Below are 21,876 nucleotides of genomic sequence, written 5' to 3'. Positions count from 1 at the left end.
TGCCTATGTGCTGACTTTATTTTGCACAGCATATGATGAGGGCCTTTACCGCTCAGGTAAAGGCCCAACTTGTTAGTTGTAGTGGTATTTATCAGTTAGCACCAGGGGTGACACTTAATGTGAAAGTGATAGCTTCACCCTGAGGCGGGGTCAATGTGACCTCTGTAGAACCCACAGCGAGTGGCTTAAATACCGGTTTCTCACCGGCGACAAATTCCACGATTGATGAGTCCGCTATTTCAGCAGTCCACTTGTCAGCATTCTCAGCGATCATCAGAACAAGACCACGTTGTTCAGGAACCTTTACCTCTGAACCATTGATGGTTTCGGGGCGCTTGGCGATTGGTGCTGGCTGTGAGCTTTGAGCTGCTGCCTTACCTGCTGATTGCATGCCGCTCATATGTGCTGAGGGGGTACTACATGCTGTTAAAGAAGCAGTTGCCATCAAAAGTACGGCAACGGATGTCAAAATCTTTCGTGTACTCATGAAAACGATGCTACTCTCATTCTATTTTTTGGCGGATTTTCGCCAAAATTTGGCCCTACCTGCCTTTGTGTATTCCTTGACTACCATTTTTCTTTTTCTTCACGTAATACATGCCGACTAATCGGTGCGACCACTCCAAAAACCCCCACAATGAGGTACGAAGCCCTGTAATACCAACGTAAACAGAACATATCATCACAAATAGGGACTATTCGGATACGTGTAGGTAAATCATAGGAATCCTAATGAATAGGAAACCCGCGTCAATTGCTCCTGTGACGATTGCAATAGTTGGAATGAATACTTCACATCTACGAACACAGGTAAGTGCTCAACAAAGCGCACCTGAACACAATAATGCCTGCATATATCTACGCCGTATCAACTGTACGAATAGCTTGATTCGTCACCGTTGATATGACGGCAGGGCCCACTGTGGCACCAAGCGTCAGTGAAATACCAACCATAATGCCATGTGACTTTTAGTGGAGCACTAAGCCTTGTTCATGTAGGACTTCAAGGATTGGTGACAGCTCTGAAGCACCTGTGCCTGCACGTGTGCGTACTTGGTGAGTGAAAGAATCGATTCGCTGCTGAGCCTCACGTAAATCGTAGTATTCGGTGACCAGCGCATCATAGTCATTTAAAACATCGCTATATGATTCCACATGCGGGTAGGTATCAACGCCTACTGTCACCGACAAGGGTAAACGCGGTTTGTACATCGGTGACTGATCCGGATGGCCGACAAGGAGGCCAAGAATCGGGTAGGTCAAGCGCGGGAGTTTAAGCAGGTCAATAACGCGACGAGGATCAGAATTTAATGAGCCAAGGTAGACTGTGCCCAGCCCCATTGATTCAGCGGCAACAACCACATTTTGTGCGGCAAGCAAAGTATCGTCGATAGCTTCAAAGAACATATTTGTGCGGCCAAATACTTCTGACTCAATTCCGGCTTCGTGACGAATTGTGGCGTTTCTATACAGGTCAGCAACAAAAACAAAGAGTTCACCGCGTGTACCGCCGACATATTTTTGTCCGCTCACCTGGCAGAGTCCGTCACGTATGGACTGGTCGCGCACGTGGATTAATGTGGCTTGTTGTAAGAAAGCTGCTGTTGCCGTGTGGCGTGCCACTTGAAAGAGGGTGTGGAGTTCGTCGTTGCTGACGGGCTGCTCTGTGAATGCGCGGATCGTCCTGTGAGCCATTTGCAGGTCAATTGTTGGATTAGAAACAGGCGTGTTTTCAGGGGTGTGTAGCACCTTCGTGGTCTGGGATAAGTCCTCTTGTGGTGTCATGTCGGTGCGCATCGTGGCCTCTTTTCTATGTGCTGTTTTTCTATGCGCTGTGCTTGTGGATCTGTAGATGGCTAGGCAGTTATCGTCACTACCAAGGCGGTGGGAGAATTAAGCCTGCATATTTTTATCCATAGTGTCTGGCAGTCATTGACAGGGAAGTTCCACCATTCACTGTACACCGTGACAGCGGAGGTGCTGGTGGTTTATATGTGCAAGTAGCTTTAAGTACTGGCTATTTGGTCGATTTAGTTAGCAAGCAGCCAGAAAGAGCATAGAATATGGGAATGTCCACCGCATTTGGTTTCAGCACATATGTTTTTGTTGAACGTGTCAGTTCTAACGCAGCAGTCCTCCATCCTTTCCCTGAGCACAATGTTTACGCTGTTGTTAAAGCCCTGAAAGACGCTGGGATTCCTGTCCGTCCTTTTGGAACGCACATGCCCACATATGGTGAGGCAATATATTTCCAAGACACTCCTTTCGATGATGAGTTTTTAGGTGTTATCGCTGATTCATTGACTTTACGAGGCATCGGAGCATACGCTTACAGCCTGATTGAAGAATCTATTGGTGAAGATGATGTGCACCTTTTTGTGCGCTCAGGTCAGATATGGCCGCGCGCAGGCTCTCATGTGGTTTTCACTCGTCTGCACATAGGGGATACTGCGGACGGTCCGATGGCGCGCACGTGGATTTTCGGTGCCTCGTCAGATCTTGAATTACTGGCACCTGTTTTGCGTGAGTCTTTTGACACAGAACCTGTGAGTGATCCTTCTGGAATGGTTGCGATTGAGCTGCGTCATCCTGAGTTTTCAATGGGTTTGCAACGCCCTGAAGAATTAATGGATCGTGTCCTACAGGTACTCGGCTCTCAAGATTTTGAAGGGCCGGCTTTCTGTGATTATGCGGGTAATGTCCTGTAATCTGCAGAATACTTACGAAACTACGTGTTGTTCCATGTGAAATGGTGTATGCGACAGGTGTGAGCTTGGCTTTTCTGCTCAGCGTAAAATAAAGGAAATTTATCCCTGCGATTAACGTGGAGTATGTATGAACACCCATCACATGCCTTTCGATGATGGTGCAAGTATTTTTGCCAATGATGTCGTTAGTTCTGATCGTGAAATTTTGACATGGCAGGGTTTTGGTGACGCTTCTCGTGAGCTTGCGCAAAGCATTGTGGATTCTGAGTGGATGCCTGATCTGATTGTCGCTATTGCGCGAGGAGGACTCATTCCTGCCGGCGCGTTGTCCTACGCAATGGGAGTAAAAGCTATGGGCACGATGAATGTGGAGTTTTACACCGGTATTGGTCAGACTCTTGCTGAACCTGAACTGTTGCCTCCACTCATGGATGTGTCTGCGCTTGATGGGCAGCGTGTCCTCGTTGTTGATGATGTTGCCGATTCGGGCCGAACACTCAAAATGGTGATGTCAATGATTGCTGATCGTGGTCTTACTTTAGATGGGAATAACAGCAGTCACGTGGATGCACGCAGCGCTGTTTTGTATTGCAAACCTGTTTCTGTGATTACTCCCGATTATGTGTGGCGCGAAACAGATTTATGGATCAATTTTCCATGGTCTACTTTGCCTACAGTTCAGTCGCGCGCCTGAGGGTAATCGAAACTTTGAGGAATTACCTGGGTTGGGTTTCCCATTACCAGGCACGTTCACATGCGCATGACAACGCTGCGTGTACGTAGGGGTGATTCACGGTAATTTAAGCACCTAAGGACCGGATGTATTCGACAATATTCGGCATCGACCGTTCAATGACTTCTAAGGTCTGCACAAAGTCCTGATGGCCGCCATACCAAGGGTCCGGCAGGTCACGATCACTTGCTGATGCTTTCGGGTCAAAGTCACGGAACATGCGAATGTCCGGCCCTACGAATGGGGATTGAGCATCAGATGAGGATGGACAAGGCAGCCCCGCGCGTTCACGTAAACGATTCAAGGAACGTAAGTGATAGTCCGTCATGGCAAGAACGACATCCCACTGGCTCAGTTCATGTGCGTGGATTTGACGAGCACGATGGTCAGGTACTGCGTAGCCTGCTTCGCGTAGGACACGTGCGGCACGACGATCAATTGGATTACCGTGTTCTTCGTCGGATACACCCGCTGAGTCCACGTGGACATCCAATCCGTGTTGCGCTGCTACTTCAGCGAAAACCTGATGAGCCATTGTTGAACGGCAAATATTACCGGTACACACCATGAGTACACGCACCGTCATTACAGGTCCTCTTTCTTTCCTTTGATTCTTATGTTGCGCTGCTTCGCAAGGAAGCGTAACCCATATGAGGAAGCCCTGCACGGAACATGTCAGTGCAGGGCTATTTCATGCTTTACGGGTTAGTTCAGTACAACGACAGGTATGCGCGCACAGCTTCTGCACTATGTTGAGCTGCTTTTTGGCCGTCCATACGGAAATCGTCCCCTGCGCTAGGTCCGCATAGGTCAGATACGGCTCTCAACGATACCCAGTCACTGCCGTAAGACCAGGCCACTTGCGCCATAGCGGTAGTTTCCATATCTGATGCCATGGCGTTTGGAAAATCTGCGCGAACAATATCAACAATGTCGCCGTTCATAAAAGAATCAGAGGAGACGATATCCCCTACCATGACCTGATATTCAATGTGATCTGACAGCGTGTTGAGGGCTTCCTGTGCCCGTTCAGAGCTGCGATAATCCGCTGGCATTCGCGGAATTTGTCCTCGCTCATATCCGAAAACGGTGGCATCTGCGCAACTGTAAACCGTGCGAACACCAACAGCGATATCGCCCACTCGAATGTCTTTATGCAGTCCCCCTGTGGTGCCTGCAGCTATGACAATATCTGGTTGAACAAGGGTCAGAGCACGTGCTGTGGCTGCGGCACTATTTGCTAAACCAATACCGCTGGTTACAACTAGTACGCTGTGGCCTTCAAGTGTCCCTAGCGTGAATATCTGCTGATGCGCGTCATCGTTTCCGATCACTAGGGTCTTTTGTGGTGACTGCGGATCTAATGCTGATAGGACTGGTTCTGCTTCCATATCCATTGCGCATTGGATGACAGCCCTCACGCGGATACGTTCTGGCAGTTCAGGCAATGTGTGAGCACGGTGTTCAGTGGCGGAATGTGTTGCATTCATATTTTTACTCCGATGAGTAGGTTTTCGGCGTGTAGCACGTAATTACTGTGCGTCCTCTTGGGTCACAATCGTCCACTGTTCATATGCGTCCAGAAATTCACGTACTGCTTTTTGTGCTGCTTCAAGGCTGTGGTTAGCACCCCATCCACATTGCACTTCATTTGCTGCGGGTACTTCTGTTGCATTGAGAATGTCTTCGCATGTGCTACGCAGAATCTGTAAGAATTCGTCTTTTTCCACACCAAGTAACATCGCGTAGAAACCTGTTTGGCATCCCATAGGACCAAAATCAATCAGGCGATCCGTGTGGTTGCGCATAAGTTCTGCACTGAGATGTTCAATACTGTGAACTGCTGGCATATCCAGGTGCGCTTTATTTGGTTGAGTAAAACGGACATCGTATTTAACGAGGACGTCCCCGCCTGGCAGGGTTTTACGGTCAGCAATACGCACATAGGGGGCAACAACTGTGCGGTGGTCGAGGTTGAAAGATTCTACATTCATGCGTTCAGTCATACTCTGAGTGTACGAGGAGCAGGCGGCTAGTTTCTAGCCACTCACATAATGCGAACACATGAGACAATTTTTCCCATGGATTCAGGCGCATTTACTTCCACGTACACAAGCACGTCCTCCACTACGTCTGAAAGTAAAAGCGCGCGCTCACTGTCCTCTCTTTCCGTTATGGATATTTTCCGTGTCGGCATAGGTCCTTCCTCCTCACATACTGTTGGCCCTATGCGAGCCGGAGCAGCTTTTGCCGCAGAACTTGCATATGTCGCAGGGAACATGACTCCCGCACGCCTCAGTATTAATCTGTATGGTTCTTTAGGTGCAACAGGTCGCGGCCACAATACTGATCGCGCTGTCTTGCTAGGTTTAGCCGGATACGCGCCAGAAACCGTATCCATCAGCCAAGTTGAAGATCTCTTACCTTCTATTGCTCGTACCGGGCAGCTGGTAATTCATGGGGGTCATGCTATTGCCTTTGATATAGCTGCGGACGTGAAATTCTTACCTGCTGTCGTTTTGCCGTATCACGTCAACGCCCTCACAATCACTGCGCATCACGCAAATGCCAGCACTGCCCCTATTTTGCAGCGAACCTACTATTCCGTAGGTGGTGGTTTCGTTATGGCGCAAATCAGCACATGCCCAGAAAACGCGGGAGATGACCAAAACCCTGTTGTCCGTCCTCTTGATGAAGTTTTAACGCGTCTTATTTCCTCCAACTGCGCGCATTCAGATACGGCAGATCCCCTCACCTTCCGTCACGATAACACTGATTCATATTCGCCTGAGTCTTCGCATAGCACCAGTCCGTACCCTTTTACAACGGGTGCGCAGTTACTCGCTGCATGTGAGGCTTCTTCTCTTTCGATTGCACAACTTGTCCGCGCAAATGAGGAAGCGCATCACAGCGCTCAAGAGCTTGACGCTCACCTTGATCTGGTAGCAAATACGATGTTTGATTGTGTGGATGCCGGCATGTCAGCTCAGGGATTTTTACCTGGAGGTTTGGATGTTCCTCGCCGTGCACATGCATTGTCAGAAAAACTTCATGCACGTGTAGTATCGCATCCGAGTGACAGCACGGGAGCTGTACCGTGGGCTTCCACCACTGATGACCCTATGCGAGCAATGGATTGGGTGAATTTATACGCGCTCGCTGTGAATGAGGAAAACGCAGCCGGACATCGTGTGGTGACCGCACCGACGAATGGTGCAGCAGGTGTCATACCAGCGGTTTTAGGCTATCTGGTTGCGTATTGTCCTGAAGCTGGGATTCCTTTTGGCGCTTTTGCTCCAACGAATTCGCAGCGTCGCACGCCTTTCCGTCTCTCGCCTGATAATCATGATGAAGCGTGTGTGCGTCGCCGTCGCGCTGTCCATGATTTCCTTTTGGCGGCAACAGCTATAGGTGTCCTCATTAAAACGAATGCGTCAATTGCTGGTGCTGAAGTGGGCTGTCAAGGTGAAGTGGGTTCAGCCTCTGCGATGGCTGCGGCAGGTTTAGCGCAGGCTTTAGGTGGGACTCTTCATCAAGTGGAAAATGCTGCTGAAATTGCTATGGAGCATTCTTTAGGCCTGACATGTGATCCTGTTGCTGGCCTCGTGCAAATCCCTTGTATTGAACGTAATGCGATTGCCGCGGTGAAGGCAATTAACGCCGCACGTATGGCGTTGTGGGGGGATGGTCGCCACACGGTGAGTCTGGATGCTGTTATTGAAACTATGCGTCAAACAGGTGTGGATATGTTGTCGAAATATAAGGAAACTTCTGCCGGTGGTCTTGCGGTGAATGTGGTGGAATGTTGATCCACTGTGGCTGTTCCTGCTACAAAAAGCACATCTTTCTGCACTTCGCTAAGGTGAAGGTATAAGTGAAAGGAGATTTCCGTGTCTACTCCACATAGCATTGTTCTGGGTGGCGGTTGTTTCTGGGGGCTTCAACGGCTTTTCCAACTTGTACGAGGTGTGCAAGATACAGAAGTGGGTTATGCAAATGGTCCGATAAGCGCTGATGGGAAGCCGTGGTCTACTCCTGTGAGTTACCGTGATGTGTGCAGTGATTCAGGGCATGTTGAGGTTGTGCGCATTACTTTCGATGAAGATGAAATGCCTCTGCGCCCTCTCCTTGATTTATTTTTTGACACAATCGACCCTCTAGCGGTGAATAAGCAGGGTAATGATTACGGTGTCCAGTACCGTACAGGTATTTACTGGGAGGATTCAGCGGATCTACCAATTATTGCTGAGGCCGTGCGGGCATGCGAGGAAAAGCTTGGGGTTTCCGTTGCAACTGAGGTCCAGCAGTTACGTGATTTTTGGCCTGCTGAGGAGGATCACCAAGATTACCTCATGAAGAATCCTCGGGGTTATTGTCACATTGGTCCGGTTGCTTTTGCTCGGGCACAGTCTTTGTGATTGGGGACGGCGCATTGATATTTAACGTGTCAGTGCGCTTCAATTTCCCCTGTTGTTTTCTTTGCAGTATTCGTATATGTGCGGGTCAGGAGTTTTCGAGGTATTTCTTTGCTTCTGCAAGTACTTCGTGCCACATACCTGAAGCGTTTTCCCATGCACTGCGAGCCACGTCCTCGTCATCGCTGACGGTGGATAAGCCGCTTTCTTCTACATGGAGGGCAATGGAACCGTTTTCTTCAGAGAGTGAAACTTCCACTCGTGTTGCGTATTCTTCTGGAAGTTCATCGCCAGCTAGCGGGTACCAGCGGAAAGCAACGAGGTCCATAGGGTCCTCATCTACTTTTTCTACCAGCCATTCACCAGCTTCAGGGTCGGCCACATGGTAGATTCCTTCCTCGTCAACGCTTACTTCATGGTCACCTAAAGGACCGTCGTTAATCCACCAGCCGGCTTCGCTTACTAAGGACCATACTGATTCTGTGGGCGCGTGAATGTGGGTGTCAATTTCTACAACATCGTATTCTTCATTCACATCCGACATTTCGTTTTCACCAAAGATATTCATATATGTACGCTAACCGGATATGCAGGTTTTCGCCAGAGAATGAACGCTGCCCCTTAGAGCTACATACAGTTTGGCCTGTCAGCATGTAGGTAAAGCAGCGGTAACTTGTGTGCTTTTGCGCAAATGTTGTGTGGCAAATAGCAGGTTCAAGGTACCGCTGCCATACTTTTCATGAAATACGTGTAATACGGTAACGCCACTGATCGGGACCAGATTGCAGGGTTTCAACACGGTAGTGATTGTCACTGGCTTGCAAGTGGTCAAAGATTGATTCTGGTTGATGCGGTGTCACGATCACCAGATTTTCACCTGCCGGTAAGGTATCGACAGCTGCAAAAATCATAGCTTTACGCACGCTACGTGGCCACGAGTGGACAACCAGTTCTTCTGTTTGTGTTCCCTGTTCAGCGCGATGTCCTCGCCCATGACCACCACAGCCGCAGCCACCATGAGAGCCATGCTGAGGTTTTTCCGCAGGCGTGGCAGCATCTGCTGTGTGGGATGTGTGCGCATGGCCTCCGCAACCGCACCCTTTGCCGCCACGATGTCGCGCAAGTTCAGGCCCTCCTGTAGCTTCTTGAAGATGCGAGGCTTGCTCGTGTCCGTGGCCACCGCACCCACAGCCTGAACCAGCTGGGCGAGCGCTTACACGTGAATCGACTAGACGGAACATTTGTCGATCATCATGTGGTGTTACATCTGGGTGAGTTTCATTCATTACATACTCTCCGGTTCGGGTGGCATGGTGTTTGCCACCTTAATTTCACAGCGTTTTATATACCCTGTGAGGGTATATCCTTCTGGGTCGTTAGTGTACGCATATGTGCCATGAACTGCGCGATATAGGGCGATCTTGTGGACGCTATCCACATTCACTCGATGTTGTGTGAGTCGGCAAGCGCGAACTCTACTTCAATTTCAACGGAAGCATTCAAAGGTAAGGAGGCCACACCGACTGCTGAACGTGCGTGAAGTGAACCAAAAAGATCTGCATAGAATTCAGAAGCCCCATTGACCACTTGCGCTTGATTGTAAAAATCGGGCAGGGAGGCAACAAAAGCTGTCACTTTGATAACCCGCTCCAAACGATCCACGCCTCCAGCTTCTGCGGCGGCAGCAGCTAAAGCATTGAGGGCGCATACTCGCGCAGCGTCACGAGCATCTTCAAAGTCAGCCCCATCAGCTCCTACTGCGCCAATACATGCGAGTTCACCGTTTTCCATCGGGAGCTGACCGGAAGTGCGAACAACGCCTCGGTCAATTACAGCGGGAACGTAAGCGGCAACGGGAGTGGGAACTTCAGGGAGTTCGATTCCGCGTTCTTGGAGGCGTTGGCTCAAAGTTGTCATCAATTGTGTCCTTTACTTATCTGTGGGCTTGTATGTATAGACGTGTTTTCAGAGTACTACCCGCAGGTTTCATGCTCCTGTTCCCACTCGGGCCTCATGAGACACTATGTATGTATTACAGAGGACAGGATCTTTTATGCGTAATTTCACGACAAAACAATGGGTATTGCTCGGCATAGTGTGCGCAGGAGTGCTTTTATCAATACTGGCAGCCGTATTAGCGCATACCTCTTATGGTCATTTTCTGAAATGGGCTGCGATTACGTGCATTGTTATCGGTGTCTTTACTTCAGTTAGCGGAAACTCCCAGACTTCCTCACCTGATTCTACTTCTTCAGCTGATGCTGTTTTCTCAGCGGATTCTGCCGCGCCATCCACGTCTCATGCTCCTACTCCTTCACCGCGTGATAGCGAGGCAAACCCGTCATATACAGGAAATTCAAACGTATAAAAACTTGATATGCGCCTGTAAATAGGCGGCTTTGCATACGCGGAACTCATCAACAGTACCCATGTTCAGATAGTGGACGGACTCGGGACGACACGCCGATGAGGAAAGTATTTTTCCGGTCACGTGTGAGCTGATTTGTCTTCATCATCCACAGCCTGTGGACACTCATAGATGATTTATCCACAGAGGGGAGTAATACTTTTCACCCCATCAGATAAGGTCATTTTTTGCCAACAAATCACGACACATATGCTGTTGTTCATGACAATCTTTCATGGGGTGATTCAACCTTCATGAGGGTCTTCCACATGTGCCTGCCGCTGTCTCCACACCCTATCCACACCCCCTGAGGCAACAGAGCGTGAAACACAACATATGGTGGTCGCTGACGAATTTAGACACAAGGTGTAGTGTTGAGTTCATCAAAGAGGCCACCGTGTCTTTACGAAATAACATCCATGTGATTACAGGCATGTCATATGCCCGTAACACTGCACCGAAAGAGGTTAATTATGGCGATTACCGTTTACTCCAAGCCACGTTGCCCACAGTGCGATGCCACCTACAGGGTTTTGGACAAGCAAGGTATTGCCTACACCTCCATCGACGTATCACAGGATATGGATGCCTTGGAATACATCAAAGGCTTGGGCTATCAGCAAGCGCCTGTTGTGGTCACCGACGACGATCATTGGAGCGGTTTCCGCCCCGACCGCATCAAAGCCGCTATCGCTGCTGCCACCGCTCCTGCTTTGCAGGTTGTGCACGCCTAAATAAACCTTGCCTCTCAGTGTGTTGCCATACCACTGGGAGGTACTTTCATGGCCTCACACACTTTTCCACATTAAAGGGCAATTGATGGTCAACGTCGTTTACTTTTCCTCAGCGACTGAAAACACTCGGCGCTTCGTAGAAAAAGTAGGTTTCCCCGCACAGCGTATCCCTTTGCTACCGCGGGAAGAACCCTTACATGTTGACCAACCATACGTCCTCATCACTCCCACATACGGTGGTGGAAGCTTTAAGGGCGCCGTTCCCAAACAAGTTATTCGTTTCCTCAACGACCCTGACAATCGGAAACACTGCCTGGGAGTAATTTCTTCCGGCAACACAAATTTCGGGACAGCATACTGTCTAGCAGGGGATATTATTTCCCGAAAACTAGGTGTCCCTCATATGTACAAGTACGAGCTCCTCGGCACGCCCGAAGATGTCTCACGAGTTCAAGAAGGATTGAGCGAGTTTTGGCAGAAAACCTCACAGACACCGGCGTAGAACCTGCTCCTGCTCCAGAGCTGGATTACCACGCCCTCAATGCGCAACTCAACCTGTACGACGAGCACGGCCGCATCCAATTTGATGCTGATAGGAAGGCTGCTCGCCAATACTTTTTGACTCACGTCAACCAAAACACCGTTTTCTTCCACGACTTAGAAGAAAAACTTGAATACTTAGTGACCGAGGGCTACTACGAAAAACATGTCCTCGATCAGTATGATTTCGCTGATATTAAAGCGCTCTACAAGCAAGCCTACGCGCATAAATTCCGTTTCCCCACTTTCCTGGGCGCTTTCAAGTACTACACGTCCTACACTCTGAAAACTTTCGATGGCACGCGCTATCTTGAACGTTTCGAGGACCGCGTCACCATGGTTGCGCTTTACCTTGCTCGTGGTGATGTCAAACTCGCGCAGACACTGGTAGATGAAATCATGACTGGCCGTTTCCAACCGGCAACACCGACCTTCCTGAATGCGGGTAAAGCTGCACGCGGTGAACTGGTTTCTTGCTTCCTGCTGCGTATCGAAGACAATATGGAATCCATTGCTCGCGGCATTAACTCAGCACTCCAACTGTCTAAACGAGGCGGCGGCGTTGCACTTTCACTGACAAATCTGCGTGAAGCCGGTGCTCCGATTAAGAAAATCCAGAATCAGTCCAGCGGTGTTGTTCCCGTAATGAAACTCTTGGAAGACTCCTTCTCTTACGCGAACCAACTGGGAGCGCGTCAGGGCGCGGGGGCTGTGTATTTGCATGCTCATCACCCTGACATCATGAGTTTCTTAGATACGAAACGTGAAAATGCGGATGAAAAAATTCGCATCAAGACATTATCTCTTGGCGTTGTTATTCCTGATGTTACGTTCGAACTGGCACGTAATAACGAAGATATGTACCTTTTCAGTCCTTACGATGTCGAACGCGTGTACGGGAAGCCTCTGTCCGATATTTCTGTGACAGAAAAATACCGCGAGATGGTCAATGACGGACGTATCCGTAAGAAGAAAATAAATGCACGTCGCTTCTTTCAAACTCTTGCGGAAATTCAGTTTGAATCCGGCTATCCATACATCGTTTTTGAGGACACTGTGAATCGTGCAAATCCGATTGACGGTCGCATTACGATGTCGAATCTATGCAGTGAAATCCTTCAGGTATCTGAGCCTTCACACTACAACGCGGATCTGTCGTATGAAACTATCGGTAAAGATATTTCCTGCAACCTTGGGTCGCTCAACATCGCGCAAGTCATGGATTCACCGAATTTCTCACAAACTATTGAGGCTTCCGTGCGCGCTCTGACAGCTGTTTCAGATCTGTCGGATATTCAATCTGTTCCTTCAATTGCTCGTGGAAACTCAATGAGTCATGCGATTGGTTTAGGGCAGATGAATTTGCATGGCTACTTGGCGCGCGAGCGCGTTTATTACGGTTCTGAAGAAGCCCTTGATTTCACAAATATGTATTTCCTTGCTGTTGCCTACGAATGTATTAAAGCGTCATGTGCAATTGCTCGGGAACGCGGGGTTACTTTTGAAGGCTTTGAAAAATCAGCCTACGCTTCGGGTGAATATTTCGAGAAGTACATCAACGGCACGTGGGAGCCTACAACTGAACGATGCCGTGAATTGTTAGCGGCATCCTCTATCCATATTCCTACTGCCGATGATTGGCGCGCATTGGCTCAGGACGTTAAGACCTACGGCATGTACAACCAGAATCTACAGGCAATTCCGCCGACAGGTTCAATTAGTTACATCAACAATTCCACTTCATCAATACATCCGATCGTGTCACGCATTGAAATCCGTAAGGAAGGCAAAATCGGACGTGTCTATTATCCAGCCCCGTTCATGACGAATGAGAATTTGGAATTCTATCAGGATGCCTACGAAATCGGTCCTGAGAAGATTATTGACACCTATGCGGTAGCTACTCAGCATGTCGATCAAGGTTTGTCGTTGACTTTGTTCTATCCGGATACTGTGACAACACGTGACCTTAACAAGTCCTACATTTATGCATGGCGTAAAGGCATTAAGACCATGTACTACGTGCGTTTGCGTCAGATGGCTTTAGAGGGAACAGAAGTTGAAGGCTGCGTGTCTTGTATGCTGTGAGGCCAACTACCTGAGTATTTGCTCTGAGCTGATGCCTGACAGTGCAAATATCTGGTGATAAGGGGAATGAGGGATTATCTTTCATTCTCCTTTTCGCTTTCTTCGCCAGTTTCATGAAATGTAGCCTGCAATCTAGATCCCCCTCATATTTGGTTACAGTGTTATGAGTTAAGGATAGTGAGGTTTTGTTTGTGGGATTGTTTTCGTTGTCACGGTAAGGAATCACCACATTCAGATAGATCAATCAGCGCAATGTCCGCCCAGCGTCACATGCGCAAGGACAGGCAAATAGTACCTGAATAGCTGAGTGCGGCATCCCTCTGCTAGGGGCACCATACCCACCAACAGAAGGACGCCGCACAGAGCACTTGTCATCCCGCATACGCACAAGCCGCATATACGACACCGTGTGGTCAGCTTCACCTGGCCCACATCAGCACTACCCCTTCGTTGCACCTCCAGCGAGGCCCGCCACAATGTAACGTTGCAGCGCAATGAAGATCAATAGCACTGGGACCGCGATAATCGTGGCCACAGCCATCAAATCATTCCAGTTCGTCCCATACTGACCAATCAACCGATTCAATGCCACAGTAAGAGGCTGAATTTCCTGTTGCGTTGATAAGGTAAGCGCAAATGTGAACTCACCCCATGCCATGAGGAAAGCAAATGAGCCAATCATGACCACACCTGGGCGAATGGTTGGAATGATAATGCGAATAATCGTTTGGATAACTCCTAGGCCATCAAGTTTTGCTGCCTCCTCCACTTCATAAGGGAATTGCTTGAAGTAAGGGCGCAACAAAATCACAGCAAAAGGTAAGGTCACCGACACATCCGCAATGATGATAGAGGCATATGTGTTAATTAAATCCATTTGCCTGAACATAACGAACATGGGGATGGAAATAGCAATTGCAGGCAATAGCTGAACAACTGTCAGCAGCACCATCATTGACGTCGAGACAGCATCACGGAAACGTGCAACCGCATATGACGCGGGCACTGCAATCACGAGTGTCAGTACCAGTGTGCCTGTAGCAATAATGAAAGAGTTTCCAAGCGCTAACCACACACCATACTCCGGCGAAAAAGCCGCTTTATATGAGTCAAAATGCAGTGCATGGGGAATGATGTGCGGTGGTTGCGCGAATGTTTCTGCGGTGTTTTTCAGTGAGGTACTGACCATCCAGTACACGGGGAACAGGTAAATGGCAGCCAGTACCCATGCGACACCTGATTTTAACCACGCATTTCGTTTGCGTCGTTTTTCAGCGGCAGAAAGCATATTTACCGGTCCTCCTCACGTAAAGAACGCACGTAGAACCACGACAAGGCCAACGGCAGGATCAGTGTCAGTGTTGAAGCCGCCGCACCATTGCCAAATTCAAAAATCTTGAAGGTCTGCAAGTAGGTGTAAACCGGCAGAGTCGTCGTCGCAGAGACAGGTCCACCTTTTGTCATCGTGTATATCAGGTCGAAAACCTTATATGTGTTGATGACGCCAAGCAGTAAAACAGAAATAATGACTGGACGCATCAAAGGTGAGGTGATGGACCGGAATTGTCGCCACCATCCTGCACCATCTACTTGAGCAGCCTCATACAAACTGTCGTCGATCGTATGTAATCCGGAAAGCAGCAGGAGCATGTTAAAAGGAATACCGACCCACAGATTTGCGGTAACAATGGCGATCATTGCAGTTATTGGACCGGTTAACCATTGGATTGGTTGGTGAATAATTCCGATGCTTGCAAGGAAATAGTTCAGCACGCCGTAATCAGAATCGAAAATCCATTTGAATATGGTTCCTGTGACAACGGGCGGAAGGATCCATCCAACCAGCAGCAAAGCTCGGATCACACCGTTTCCAGGGAATGGCCTGCGGAAAAAGAGGGCTAACGCATATCCGATGATGAACTGCAAGACCAGGCACGCCACTGTGAAAATAGCACTGAGTGTGACGCTATTCCAAAATTCTGGGTCTTTAAGGGTTGCCGCATAGTTGTCGAATCCTCGCGGGCTAAATTCCCCAGATATAAGGTTCGCGCCGTTGGCATCACTGAAAGAAATCCACAGGTTGTAGCACAAGGGTGCCACCAGGAAAACAATAATGTAGATCAGTGCTGGTGCGGAAAGGGCGAGGCCCAAGCCTCGGGTGCGTGTACGTGCGCCCGAGGCTCGTGCCTGAGAGGGTTGAGTCCTCACTTGTCAGACTCCAGTAATGTCATGATCTGAGCGAATGCTTTCTTTGCAGCTTCTTCAGGTGAGGCGGCTCCTGTCAGAGCTTCCTGCAAAGAAACCTGCACAGCTTCAGATACTTTCGCGTATTGCTTGCCGTATGCGCGTGCATGTGCAACAGCGAGTTGATCCTCGAATACTTTGAGTTTTTCGTCGGAGGACAGCTTGAGTTTGCCAGCCAAGTCTGGGCGAGCGGAAAGCTGACCTGTTTCGTCGCAGTAAATCTTGGCTCCTTCAGCGCTGGTCAGGAATTGAGCGAGTTTGACTGCGCCTTCGTTTTGCTTACCTTCCTTCATGACGACAACGTTCTCACCACCAAGACCGGTTCCTGCTGCTTTGCCTTTCGGAAGTGGAGCAACACCCCATTCAAAGTCAACATCTGCCAGGTTTTGCAATTCCCACGGGCCATTCATCATCATAGCTACTTTGCCTGCAGTGAACTGTGTGCGAGCATCTTCTTGGGAGTAATTCGTCACTGCTGAGGACACGCTGCCCTCATCAATCATTGACTTCACAAATTCCAGAGCCTGAGCACCTGCAGTGTCATAGTTTTGCAGGTCGCCGCCGGTTTGCCACACGAATGGCAGGAACTGGAATGTACCCTGTTCATTTTTGACAGCTGAAATTGCAAGGCCTGTGACATCATCATGAGTAACGGCTTTTGCTACGGTCTTGAGTTCGTCCCATGTGGTTGGTACTGATACTCCGGCAGCATCCAACAGTGCCTTGTTGTAGTACAAGCCGAGGTTGTTGGAGTTCAATGGCAAACCGTATGTTTTTCCGTCCATCTGAGTTGAGGTCCAAGGGCCAGGATGGAATTCTGATGCGCGTGACCCATCGGTATCTGTGAGGTCTTTCAGCATTCCAAGGGCTGCGAAGTTCTGGTTATCCACGACGTCAACAACAGCAAGGTCTGGGACTGCTCCGCCTACACCGCCTTGGACGATAGATTTAGCCAAGTCGCCATAGGCAAAGGAGGTGCGCTTGACCATGTACTCAGGGTGAGCTTTTTCGAAAGCGGCAATGGCTGCTTGCATACCTGTGTTAGATACGCCCTGCCCTAAGTAATCCCACATTTCAATGGTGGTTTTACCTGCGGGGGCTGCACCGGATGCGGAGGATTCGGTGCTGCTTTGCATCTTCCCCTGTGAACAAGCTCCGAGGCTTAAAGCTACAGCTACGGCAGACACAGCTGCAAGGAAGCTGCGGCCTTTCTTCATGGTGATCATATTTCCTACTCTTTCGTTGGGAACTTTGTCATCCCGTGTTGTCACGGATTGTCTGATATATACCGCTGGCGCATCGGACGTTGATGCGCTCACGGTTCCGTTGTCACAGTGGTAAATCGGCTCCTTCTCGAATAAATACAGGGATTGTGTGGATTGGTGTGTCCACTTCGACAGTGCATCCACCTGTGTAGGTTTGTCCTGTCGCAAGCTCACGCCATGTGGCGCCTTGCGGCAGGTACACCTGGGTGTGTGTGACTCCTGCTTCGGTTACTGGGCGAATCAGGAGATCTGGTCCGAGCATGAATTCGTGTTCTGTATTCCATGCTTGGAGGTCGTGGGGGTATTCAAGGAAAAGTGGGCGCATTGGCGGTATGCCGTCTGTGGCCGCTATTTCCATGAGTTGATTGATGTATGGGCGGATTTTTTCGCGTAGACGGATGTAGTCCGCAGCGATTGTGAAGGCTTCTTCGCCGTAGGACCAGATTTCGTTAGGTCCTCCTGGGCTGACTGCGCCTTCGGCTTCACGCGGTTCGCGGTGTCCGTGCAAACGGAATAGTGGGCAGAATGTGCCAAATTGGAACCATCGGATGAATAGTTCTTGGTATGCAGGATCTGTGGGGTCGCCTCCGTGGAATCCACCAATATCTGAGGTCCACCAGGGGATACCGGAGATTGCGATACTTTGTCCTGCGGTGACTTGGGTGCGTAGGGCTTCCCATGTGGGGGCAATGTCGCCTGACCATACTGCCGCGCCGTATCGTGCTTGTCCGGCCCATGCTGAGCGGCACAGGAGCACGGTTTCAGGTGTTCCCGCTTCCTGCATACCGTCGTAGAAACCTTTTGCATTGTCGCGCGGATAGGTGTTATTGACAGCCAAACCTGGGCCTGCGTGGTAAGACAGGTTTCCTGGGTGCCCTGGGTTAAGTTCTGGTTCACATGCGTCAAGCCAGAATACGCGAACACCAAGGTCATGGTAGTTTTGCTTGATTTTGTTCCATACGTATGCGCGGGCCTGAGGGTTGGTAGCGTCATAGAAAGCGACTGGCATTGCGGTGGGCATACCTTTGTCTTTGAATTTTTGGTGGAATTCAACGCCGTTTTCTGTGCCGACAAGGAATCCGCGGCTGCGCATTTCTTCGTAGTTTTCTGATAGTGGCGATACTGTTGGCCATACTGACACCATGAGTTTTGTGCCCATGTCGTCAAGTTCGCGCATCATGGCAGCGGGGTCAGGGTATTCATTTTCGTCGAAACGGAAATCTCCCATGGCGGGCCAGTGAATGAAGTCTGTGACGATGACAGATAGGGGCAGGTCGAGGTCACGGTAGCGGCGCGCGACCTCAAGAAGTTCTTCTTGGGACATGTAACGCAGGCGTGACTGCCAAAATCCTGTGGCCCATTGAGGTAGTACCGGTGCATGTCCAACAACATCGGCGTAACGTGCAAGGATGTCACGCGGTGTGGGTGCAAGGCATAGCCAGTAATCGATTATTTCTGTGCCTTGTCCGACCCATCTGGTTGAGTCTGCAGAAAATTCGACGCGACCAACAGCTGGGTTATTCCATAGGAATCCGTAGCCTCGATCAGACAGTACGAAGGGGATGGATACTTCTCCATTACGTTGAATGAGGTCCATGACCAGGCCCTTGTGGTTCAGGTGCCCGTGTGAGTGTTGCCCTAGACCATAGAAGCGTTCTTCTGGGTCGGATGCAAATACTTGATGAACTTCAGCGCCACCGTGGACGGGGTAAATTCCATGTGCTCCAGGCCACCAGAAGTGTTCGGGAGTTTCCGTAAGGATAACTTTGTCATTGCGGAGGAAGGTGAGCATTGTTCGAGGGTTTCCTGCTCCAGGATCCAGAACAAGGTTTACACCTAATTCACCGGCACGCATTCGTATGCGCGTATCAGAAACTTCAACCTCGGCCTGTACAGCTTCTGGTGTTTCAATGAGCGCACCGTAATCAGGGCGATCAAGAGTGTGACGTGAAATGCGCACGCGCACAGCATCTGGCCCCCATGTTTCTACCCGTAACACTTGATGCTCATGTCGAGCCTCAAATCCCGTGGGAATTACCGTAACATCCAGCATTGTGCCCCCTTACGCATACGTATGCTTCTTACAGTAAAATAACTTCCGAACTACCCTGCTCGGAATTAATTTAATGTCTATAGAATATAGACGACTCCTCTTGATGTCAACGGCGGTGTGTCGATGAACGGAAAAAAACCTACAAGCCACGATGTTGCACGACTCGCAGGCGTTTCACAAACAACGGTTTCCTATGTCATGAGTGGCCGCCGAGCTGTGGCCCCTGAAACAGAAAACCGCGTCCTCCACGCAATGGAAGAACTCGGCTATCACCCTCATTCAGGAGCACGCGCACTACGTTCCAGCCGATCAAATGTCATCGGCCTTGTCGTTCCTCAACATGCTGGCGCAGACCCTGTCGCCCAGCATCAATTCCTCATATCTTTAGCTCATCAAGCACGCGCACATGATTATGACATCCTTCTGGTTACCGCTGACGAAGGAACTTCTGGACTTCGTCGCGTCATGGATAGCGCATTATGTGACGGACTTTTACTTATGGAAGTTCTCGCACACGATCCCCGAGCTGACATGATTGCCGATTCCCACACGCCAGCCGTTTTTATTGGCATACCGGACTCTTGCGCCCCGATCACAGCAATTGATTCTGATTACGAATACGCTGGGCGACACGCTGTTGACATACTTGCCCAAAGCGGCCATACACGTATCACACTCCTCGCTCCGGGTGACACATCACTGCAAGACCTGAACTTTATTGAGCGATTCCGAAACGCTGTATATGAACACGCAGCAGCCTCAGCTATCGAAATACGCGAACACAAAGTAACCCTTTCATACCAAAACGCAATCTCACAGCTCGAATACCTCAACCTTGGCTACGGCGATGCTCTTTTACTTGCTCCCACCACCCCCACCGACGACTGGTGTAACGCATTACGTAATAAAAACCTTATCCCCGGCCAACATGTCAGCCTTGTCGCAAGCTCTTGGGATTACACACATTCGCACACACTTGACCGTCCCTGCCACTTTGATATGCGCATGGGTGAGGTCACTAAACAAGCAATGAATTTACTTCTGGAACGGATTGACGCGCCCACACCCTCAACGCCAGATCATCACCTCATCACCCCGTTTTTCCACGAAGGCGACACCCTACGCACTCTTACATAGCCACCATCACAATCCCATAGCAAACGGCACCTCAGCTAACCAAGGTGCCGCTCGCATATTCACTACACGAGATCAGATATCCTCACGCGCCATTTGAGCACGTTCTTCAGGCGTTAAACGCGCAATACCAATTCCCGTAGCACCCCACAATAAGGCGAAACCAATAGCGATCCAGTTCGACACAGCCCACGGCAGATACGCCAAAGTCGCTACACCTAAAGTGCCAGCCATATAAGCACCCGCAGATGTCCACGGCAAAATGGGTTCCCACACAGTCGCAGCATCTTCGATAGTTCGAGACAAGTTCTTTGGATGTAAACCGCGTTTAATGTACTCACCACGCAGCATCTCACCTGGAATCAACAGGGAAACCTGACCATTAGAAGTAATACCGATTGTGGCTAAGGCGGTCGCAACCGTCGCAGCGATTAAACCAAAGGTTGATTTCACCGGACGTAGAACTCGTTCAACCAACACTTCCAAGGAACCAGATACCGTAACAATTCCAGCAAAAGCAATGGCACAGAAACAAATCAGCAGCACACCCAGCATGGAATTCATACCGCCACGGTTCAACAGACGCGCCACATCCTCAATGACAGAATCTGCCGAAAAACCCGCTTTGCCAACCATTTCCACACTGAAACCATTCACGCCAGCAACCACGGCATCCTTAAATGAAATACCTTGGAAAACAACAGCGTTGAACATTGCACACGCGCTCGACACGAGCATCACAGGAATGGTGGGTTTCTTCCATATGGAACCGACCAGAACAATCAGCACCGGCAACAAGAGCAAAAGATTCCAATTGAAAGCAGCATCCAGATTTGCCAGAGTCTGCCCAACTTTTGCCGGAACTTGCCCACCTGCGGAGTTTATGCCGAAAATCAGGTACACCACTGCGGAAACCAAAAAGGCTGGTCCTGTCGTCCACAGTAAGTGACGGATATGGACAAAAAGATTCACTTGTGTGGCAACCGAAGCAATATTCGTCGTATCAGAAAGTGGCGAAAGTTTGTCACCAAAGTAAGCGCCTGCCACCACAGCGCCTGCCACCATCGGCAAGTGAGCGCCCATTCCTGCGGCCACACCCATAAAAGCGACACCCACTGTTCCAGCAGAACCCCACGAAGTACCTGTGCACAGTGACACGATTGCTGTCACAAGTAAAGCAATTAAAGCAAGGAAACGGGGGTCAATAATCTTCAGCCCGTAGTAGATCATCATGGGGATTGTGCCCCCAGCCATCCATGTGCCAATCAGCATACCTACGGTAATTAAAATCAGGATTGCAGGCATTGTTTTGGCGATCTTATGTGAGACAGAGGTAATCATCTCGTCCCATGAATAGCCTAAATACCAGTTGATAAGGGCGGCAACAGCAGCTGTCGCAATTAATAGGGGTTCTACTGGCAGCTCTGCCCAAATATAACCCCCACCAAGGAGCACAATAAGTGTAATAACTGGAATCGCAGCCAACAGTAGGCTTGGTTTCCTGTGTTCGCGTTCCTGTGTTACAGGAGCATCCGGTGGTCTAGCGGTCATTTTT

The 21,876-nt window shown here is 49.7% G+C and carries 22 protein-coding genes; 9 read left to right on the top strand and 13 right to left on the bottom strand.

The features are described from left to right. Positions 1-91: 91 nt before the first annotated feature. Both LRP54_RS06460 and LRP54_RS06455 read right to left on the bottom strand, forming a co-directional pair. The gene (locus LRP54_RS06460; protein ID WP_231235419.1) at positions 92-487 is read right to left on the bottom strand and encodes a hypothetical protein; all 396 of its coding nucleotides are present in this window, start codon (positions 485-487) and stop codon (positions 92-94) included. Positions 488-969: 482 nt separating this feature from the next. Beyond that, complete coding sequence (locus tag LRP54_RS06455; protein WP_231235465.1) at positions 970-1,695, bottom strand: nitroreductase family protein; 726 nt, start codon at positions 1,693-1,695, stop codon at positions 970-972. Between the two features lie 374 nt (positions 1,696-2,069). Here LRP54_RS06455 and LRP54_RS06450 point away from each other — a divergent pair, with 374 nt between their 5' ends. Both LRP54_RS06450 and LRP54_RS06445 read left to right on the top strand, forming a co-directional pair. After that, positions 2,070-2,708, top strand: coding sequence for a hypothetical protein (locus tag LRP54_RS06450; protein WP_231235418.1), 639 nt, complete (start codon positions 2,070-2,072; stop codon positions 2,706-2,708). A 142-nt stretch (positions 2,709-2,850) separates the two neighbouring features. Further along, complete coding sequence (locus LRP54_RS06445; protein WP_231235464.1) at positions 2,851-3,402, top strand: phosphoribosyltransferase; 552 nt, start codon at positions 2,851-2,853, stop codon at positions 3,400-3,402. A 106-nt stretch (positions 3,403-3,508) separates the two neighbouring features. Here the strand turns inward: LRP54_RS06445 and LRP54_RS06440 are convergent, their stop codons facing one another. The 3 genes from LRP54_RS06440 to LRP54_RS06430 all read right to left on the bottom strand — a co-directional run bounded on the left by LRP54_RS06440 (position 3,509) and on the right by LRP54_RS06430 (position 5,447). Beyond that, positions 3,509-4,027, bottom strand: a complete 519-nt coding sequence (locus tag LRP54_RS06440; RefSeq protein WP_231235417.1) for a low molecular weight protein-tyrosine-phosphatase — start codon at positions 4,025-4,027, stop codon at positions 3,509-3,511. A gap of 124 nt (positions 4,028-4,151) precedes the next feature. Next, positions 4,152-4,931, bottom strand: coding sequence for a 5'-methylthioadenosine/S-adenosylhomocysteine nucleosidase (mtnN, locus tag LRP54_RS06435; RefSeq protein WP_231235416.1), 780 nt, complete (start codon positions 4,929-4,931; stop codon positions 4,152-4,154). Between the two features lie 42 nt (positions 4,932-4,973). Next, the gene (locus LRP54_RS06430; RefSeq protein ID WP_231205701.1) at positions 4,974-5,447 is read right to left on the bottom strand and encodes an S-ribosylhomocysteine lyase; all 474 of its coding nucleotides are present in this window, start codon (positions 5,445-5,447) and stop codon (positions 4,974-4,976) included. 75 nt (positions 5,448-5,522) lie between these two features. On the opposite strand from LRP54_RS06430, the gene LRP54_RS06425 reads away from it, so the two are divergent. After that, positions 5,523-7,250, top strand: a complete 1,728-nt coding sequence (locus LRP54_RS06425; protein WP_442984628.1) for an L-serine ammonia-lyase, iron-sulfur-dependent, subunit alpha — start codon at positions 5,523-5,525, stop codon at positions 7,248-7,250. A gap of 81 nt (positions 7,251-7,331) precedes the next feature. After that, the gene (gene msrA / locus LRP54_RS06420; protein WP_231205702.1) at positions 7,332-7,859 is read left to right on the top strand and encodes a peptide-methionine (S)-S-oxide reductase MsrA; all 528 of its coding nucleotides are present in this window, start codon (positions 7,332-7,334) and stop codon (positions 7,857-7,859) included. An 85-nt stretch (positions 7,860-7,944) separates the two neighbouring features. Here msrA and LRP54_RS06415 read toward each other — a convergent pair whose 3' ends face one another. From LRP54_RS06415 to LRP54_RS06405, 3 genes are all read right to left on the bottom strand, one after another. After that, positions 7,945-8,424: an SRPBCC family protein gene (locus tag LRP54_RS06415; RefSeq protein WP_231235415.1), complete on the bottom strand. Its 480-nt coding sequence runs from the start codon at positions 8,422-8,424 to the stop codon at positions 7,945-7,947. 169 nt (positions 8,425-8,593) lie between these two features. Beyond that, complete coding sequence (locus tag LRP54_RS06410) at positions 8,594-9,142, bottom strand: DUF2249 domain-containing protein (RefSeq protein WP_231235414.1); 549 nt, start codon at positions 9,140-9,142, stop codon at positions 8,594-8,596. A 154-nt stretch (positions 9,143-9,296) separates the two neighbouring features. Further along, complete coding sequence (locus tag LRP54_RS06405; protein ID WP_231205705.1) at positions 9,297-9,773, bottom strand: RidA family protein; 477 nt, start codon at positions 9,771-9,773, stop codon at positions 9,297-9,299. A gap of 136 nt (positions 9,774-9,909) precedes the next feature. On the opposite strand from LRP54_RS06405, the gene LRP54_RS06400 reads away from it, so the two are divergent. The 4 genes from LRP54_RS06400 to nrdE all read left to right on the top strand — a co-directional run bounded on the left by LRP54_RS06400 (position 9,910) and on the right by nrdE (position 13,625). Then, a complete protein-coding gene (locus LRP54_RS06400) occupies positions 9,910-10,224 on the top strand; it encodes a hypothetical protein (RefSeq protein WP_231235413.1) in 315 nt (104 codons plus the stop codon). A 512-nt stretch (positions 10,225-10,736) separates the two neighbouring features. After that, the gene (gene nrdH, locus LRP54_RS06395) at positions 10,737-10,997 is read left to right on the top strand and encodes a glutaredoxin-like protein NrdH (protein ID WP_231205707.1); all 261 of its coding nucleotides are present in this window, start codon (positions 10,737-10,739) and stop codon (positions 10,995-10,997) included. Between the two features lie 85 nt (positions 10,998-11,082). Beyond that, positions 11,083-11,499 (top strand): class Ib ribonucleoside-diphosphate reductase assembly flavoprotein NrdI, encoded by a 417-nt coding sequence (nrdI, locus tag LRP54_RS06390; RefSeq protein WP_231205708.1) that lies wholly within the window; start codon positions 11,083-11,085, stop codon positions 11,497-11,499. Then, entirely contained in the window at positions 11,469-13,625 is a 2,157-nt protein-coding gene (gene nrdE, locus LRP54_RS06385) for a class 1b ribonucleoside-diphosphate reductase subunit alpha (protein ID WP_231235412.1), read from the top strand. Before nrdI ends, nrdE begins: the two co-directional genes overlap by 31 nt. Before the next feature lie 439 nt (positions 13,626-14,064). On the opposite strand, the gene LRP54_RS06380 is transcribed toward nrdE, so the two are convergent. The 4 genes from LRP54_RS06380 to LRP54_RS06365 form a co-directional block, all read right to left on the bottom strand. Then, entirely contained in the window at positions 14,065-14,913 is an 849-nt protein-coding gene (locus LRP54_RS06380) for a carbohydrate ABC transporter permease (protein WP_231205710.1), read from the bottom strand. Positions 14,914-14,915: 2 nt separating this feature from the next. Then, the gene (locus tag LRP54_RS06375; RefSeq protein ID WP_231205711.1) at positions 14,916-15,833 is read right to left on the bottom strand and encodes a carbohydrate ABC transporter permease; all 918 of its coding nucleotides are present in this window, start codon (positions 15,831-15,833) and stop codon (positions 14,916-14,918) included. Continuing rightward, positions 15,830-17,095: an ABC transporter substrate-binding protein gene (locus tag LRP54_RS06370; protein WP_231205712.1), complete on the bottom strand. Its 1,266-nt coding sequence runs from the start codon at positions 17,093-17,095 to the stop codon at positions 15,830-15,832. The genes LRP54_RS06375 and LRP54_RS06370 overlap by 4 nt, the downstream gene beginning before the upstream one ends. A gap of 103 nt (positions 17,096-17,198) precedes the next feature. Continuing rightward, the gene (locus LRP54_RS06365) at positions 17,199-19,187 is read right to left on the bottom strand and encodes a glycoside hydrolase family 31 protein (protein WP_231205713.1); all 1,989 of its coding nucleotides are present in this window, start codon (positions 19,185-19,187) and stop codon (positions 17,199-17,201) included. Between the two features lie 123 nt (positions 19,188-19,310). On the opposite strand from LRP54_RS06365, the gene LRP54_RS06360 reads away from it, so the two are divergent. Then, entirely contained in the window at positions 19,311-20,324 is a 1,014-nt protein-coding gene (locus LRP54_RS06360) for a LacI family DNA-binding transcriptional regulator (protein ID WP_231205714.1), read from the top strand. A gap of 72 nt (positions 20,325-20,396) precedes the next feature. Here the strand turns inward: LRP54_RS06360 and nhaC are convergent, their stop codons facing one another. Then, positions 20,397-21,872 carry a Na+/H+ antiporter NhaC gene (nhaC, locus tag LRP54_RS06355; protein ID WP_231235411.1) on the bottom strand — a complete coding sequence of 492 codons (1,476 nt, stop codon included), beginning with the start codon at positions 21,870-21,872 and terminating at the stop codon, positions 20,397-20,399. Between the last annotated feature and the right edge of the window lie 4 nt (positions 21,873-21,876).

It is taken from the genome of Schaalia sp. lx-100, assembly GCF_021083625.1.
Lineage (GTDB): Bacteria > Actinomycetota > Actinomycetes > Actinomycetales > Actinomycetaceae > Pauljensenia.
Note: the sequence above shows the minus strand (reverse complement) of the source record. Positions and strands in the feature narration are given on the sequence as shown.